Raw genomic sequence first — 4,114 nt, forward strand, 5'->3', positions numbered from 1 at the left:
GACTTGGGGAGAAAACAAAGAAAATTCAGAGAAAAATGTTCGGCGACGCACCCTAGATAAAGCTTTCTACCCACCGCTGTTTAGTCGCCGAAAGGCTCACAGCCAAATAAACGCACGGCGTAGCCGTGTAGATCAATAATGCTACACGCTGAGAGCACCAAAAAATGCCACAGTCCCCAATAAAAGCAAGGCCGCCTTTAGGTGGCCGCCAGTGCGAGGCGGATTCTTACGAAGTTTTTACAGCGTGCGCAGCCTGCCCGCCTGTACTAAATAAATTCTTTGGGTATACATCTTTCCATCCTCACGCCACTAATCACTGGAAGGGCTTTGCGTATGTCCGGCTTTTATATAGAGTGATAATATTTTTCGCTATTAATTTCTTTGGGCATACATCGTGTAAAAGTACGGTACACATATCTCAACTCTCAAAAAAATCAGAATGTGTCCCGGTATAAACAAAGGATATATTGTACTCTCCCAACTGATAGAGTAAAATCCAGTCGTCTTCTATATGACATTCCCAAAACGCTTCAAGGTCTCCATCTAGCCTGTACTCCTCACAAATATCATCCAATGGCTCTTCCCAAATAAGAAGCGTCATTATTCCGGAAATTTTGTCCATGTCTTTACCGCGCTTTTTCAGCGACTCGAGGCTTTCTGTAAATTGGTCGGTAAAGGTAAATTGCGGCACTTAAATACCCAGATCTTCTTTAGCTTCTTTAAAAGAATAGTACCAATCCGCAAAAATATCGCCCTTCATCATAGCCTTGCTTTCTTCTATAGCGGCAAGCACTTTAGAATTAAAGGGCGGATTTTCGGCATGAAGAGGGCAATTTTCTCCATAAATACAATCTTTATCGGGTTTGGTTTTGTTCACTTCGCTCATAAAAGTTCCTTTACATTAATATACCTTTTTTATGGCAAAACATCAAGTGGGATATGTAACAGTTGCTTGCGGTTTGTCCGCTTGACACTTATTAATAAAAAACAATAAAATATAAATATATAAAATCATTTGACATTTCATTAGTATCCGTTTTCATTTTAAAATGATTTATAATAGAGGAGATACAAAATGAGCAAGAAAAACACGCAGACAAAAACCGTTACTACCTCGGCGGATAGGGCAAAAAAACGGCTTTTGCGGGCTGCCGCCAAAGACGGAAATACCCTTCTTATTCAGTACGAAAACACCATAGACGGCTACGATGAAGATTATGTTGACGAAAAACGCGATGAATACGGTGAAAATAAAATTACAAAACAAAACGAAACTTCCATGCTTAGACGGTTTGTAACCGCTTTTATCAATCCTTTTACCATCGTCCTTATGGTTTTAGCCGCAGTATCATTTTTTACGGACGTTATTTTAACGCCGCCTGGCGATTCCGACTATACGGCAGTTATCATCATTATGGCAATGGTTACAATATCAGGGTTTCTGCGGTTTATTCAGGAAGTGCGAAGTAACAACGCTGCAAAAAATTTAACCGAGATGGTTAGAACTACTGTTTGCGCGGCGCGGAAATTCAAGAATAAAGAATCAGATTATACATATTCTGAAAAAAAAGAAATTCCAATGGATGAAATTGTCGTGGGGGATGTTGTTTACCTTGCCGCCGGGGACATGGTTCCCGCTGATGTTCGTATAATTCAAGCCAAAGATTTGTTTATCAGCCAGTCAGCCCTTACCGGCGAAAGCGAGCCTGTAGAGAAATTTTCCGCTCCTGTTACTGATATTGGAAACAATCCGCTGGAACTGAAAAATCTTGCGTTCATGGGGACTAACGTAATATCCGGTTCGGCTATAGCGGTAGTTATGAGCGTTGGAGATGATACAATACTCGGCACTATCGCGGAACAGCTTCAGAAAAAAGCTCCGCCAACAAGTTTTGAGTTAGGCGTTAATTCAGTTTCATGGGTACTTATCCGTTTTATGTTGATTATGGTTCCGATAGTTTTACTGGTAAATGGTTTTACAAAAGGAGACTGGCTTGACGCGTTCCTCTTTGCTCTGTCGGTGGCGGTAGGCCTTACGCCGGAAATGCTTCCAATGATAGTTTCAGCTAACCTTGCCAAAGGCGCCGTGTCAATGTCGAAAAAGCGCGTTATTGTCAAAGATTTGAATTCGATTCAAAACTTTGGAGCGATGGACGTGCTTTGTACCGATAAAACCGGAACAATCACGCAGGACAAAGTTATTCTTGAATATCATCTGGATATTGACGGCAATGAATGTGTTGACGTGCTTCGCCGTGGTTTTTTAAACAGCCATTATCAAACAGGATTAAAAAACCTGATGGATATTTCTATCATTGAACACGCCCGCGAGAAAAACCTGATTGATCTATGGAATGATTATAAAAAGTTTGATGAAATCCCCTTTGATTTTAACCGCCGCCGTATGAGCGTTGCCGTAGAAGACAGAAACGGTCAAATTGAACTTATCACTAAGGGTGCAATTGAAGAAATGCTGTCAATATCGACAAAAGCCGAGAAAGGCGATGACACATCCCCGTTATGCGACGATACGCGCAAAAAGATTATCGACATGTGCTATGATCTTAATGAAAAGGGAATGAGGGTATTGGGGCTTGCGCGTAAGCCTCTCAATAACAACAGCACTGCTCTTTCTGTCGCTGATGAAAACGATATGATCTTTGTTGGTTATCTTGCCTTCCTTGATCCTCCCAAAGACAGCGCCAGAGCGGCAATCAAAGCCCTGAACGAATTCGGCGTTAGGGTGAAAGTGCTAACAGGCGACAATGACGCGGTAACGGTAACGGTATGCAAAAACGTCGGCTTAGATATAAAACATATTTTGATAGGCTCACAAATTGAAGCAATGAGCGATGAAGCTCTGGCAAAAGCGGTAGAAGAAACCGATATTTTCGCTAAACTTTCACCTAACCAAAAAGCCCGAATTGTTACGACTTTGCGAAAAAACAAGCATACAGTCGGCTTTATGGGCGACGGAATAAATGACGCGACAGCCATGAAAGCGGCTGATGTCGGCATATCCGTAGATACCGCCGTTGATATCGCGAAAGAATCAGCTAACATCATTCTTTTGGAAAAAGACTTGATGGTATTGCAAGAAGGCGTGGTAGAAGGCAGAAAAACTTACGCCAACACAATCAAGTATATTAAAATGACCGCAAGCTCCAATTTTGGCAATATGTTCTCTGTTTTGACAGCATCGGCTTTTCTGCCGTTCCTGCCCATGCTGCCTATTCAAATACTTGTTCTCAATTTAATCTATGACATTTCCTGCATTGCCATTCCCTGGGACAATGTTGATATTGAATTTTTACGCAGGCCGAGAAAATGGGACGCGACAAGCATAAGCCATTTTATGTTATGGATAGGGCCGACAAGTTCCGTATTTGATATAACAACATATCTTTTAATGTTCTTCTATATATGCCCTTTTGTTACCGGAGGCCCCTGGGCGTCATTAGACCCTGACGCGCAAGTTTTATTTATGGCTCTTTTCCATACAGGCTGGTTTGTAGAATCGCTATGGTCGCAGACCTTGGTTATTCACATGATTCGAACTCCGAAAATACCATTCCTCCACAGCCGAGCTTCATGGCAACTTGGATTGCTTACAACATTGGGTATTGCCGTTGGAACAATTATTCCTTACACATGGCTTGGAAAACAATTGGACATGACCCCTCTGCCGTTTATATATTTCCCCTGGTTGATTTGTACTATCCTTGCGTATATGGTATTGGCTACTGTGATGAAGAAAATATTTGTGTGGATATACAAGGAGTTATTGTAATACGGCTTTTATTTACAGATACAGTGCGTAACTGTTACACGATGTATGCCCAAGGAATTTATTTAGTACAGGCGGGCAGGCTGCGCACGCTGTAAAAACTTCGTAAGAGTCCGCCTACGAGCCTTTCGGCGACTAAACAGCGGTGGTTAGAAAGCTTTATCTATGGTACGTCGCCGAACGTTTTTTCTCTGAATTTTCTTTGTTTTATTCCAAAGTCTCTCCGGCGGGGAACGCCCGCAAGATGTTTTTACATCGCACGCAGCCTGCCCGCCTGTACTCAAGAATTTTATTCGGCATACATCTTCTAGCCCTCATAAACATTTT

3 protein-coding genes are annotated in these 4,114 nt (G+C 42.0%); 1 reads left to right on the top strand and 2 read right to left on the bottom strand.

All coding sequences use genetic code 11. The features are described from left to right. Positions 1–418 precede the first annotated feature (418 nt). Together ACYVRA_RS05725 and ACYVRA_RS05730 are read right to left on the bottom strand one after the other, a co-directional pair. Positions 419–691, bottom strand: coding sequence for a type II toxin-antitoxin system YafQ family toxin (locus tag ACYVRA_RS05725; RefSeq protein WP_461251789.1), 273 nt, complete (start codon positions 689–691; stop codon positions 419–421). Then, positions 692–886, bottom strand: coding sequence for a hypothetical protein (locus tag ACYVRA_RS05730; protein ID WP_461251790.1), 195 nt, complete (start codon positions 884–886; stop codon positions 692–694). A gap of 189 nt (positions 887–1,075) precedes the next feature. Between ACYVRA_RS05730 and mgtA the strand changes: the two genes are divergently transcribed. Next, a complete protein-coding gene (gene mgtA, locus ACYVRA_RS05735) occupies positions 1,076–3,790 on the top strand; it encodes a magnesium-translocating P-type ATPase (RefSeq protein ID WP_461251791.1) in 2,715 nt (904 codons plus the stop codon). The last annotated feature ends 324 nt before the right edge of the window (positions 3,791–4,114 follow it).

The organism is Treponema sp. R8-4-B8 (assembly GCF_054786175.1).

Bases quoted from the DNA above. Each gene is read 5' to 3' on its own strand.
- ACYVRA_RS05730 (WP_461251790.1), bottom strand. From the start codon at position 886: ATGAGCGAAGTGAACAAAACCAAACCCGATAAAGATTGTATTTATGGA.
- mgtA (WP_461251791.1), top strand. From the start codon at position 1,076: ATGAGCAAGAAAAACACGCAGACAAAAACCGTTACTACCTCGGCGGAT.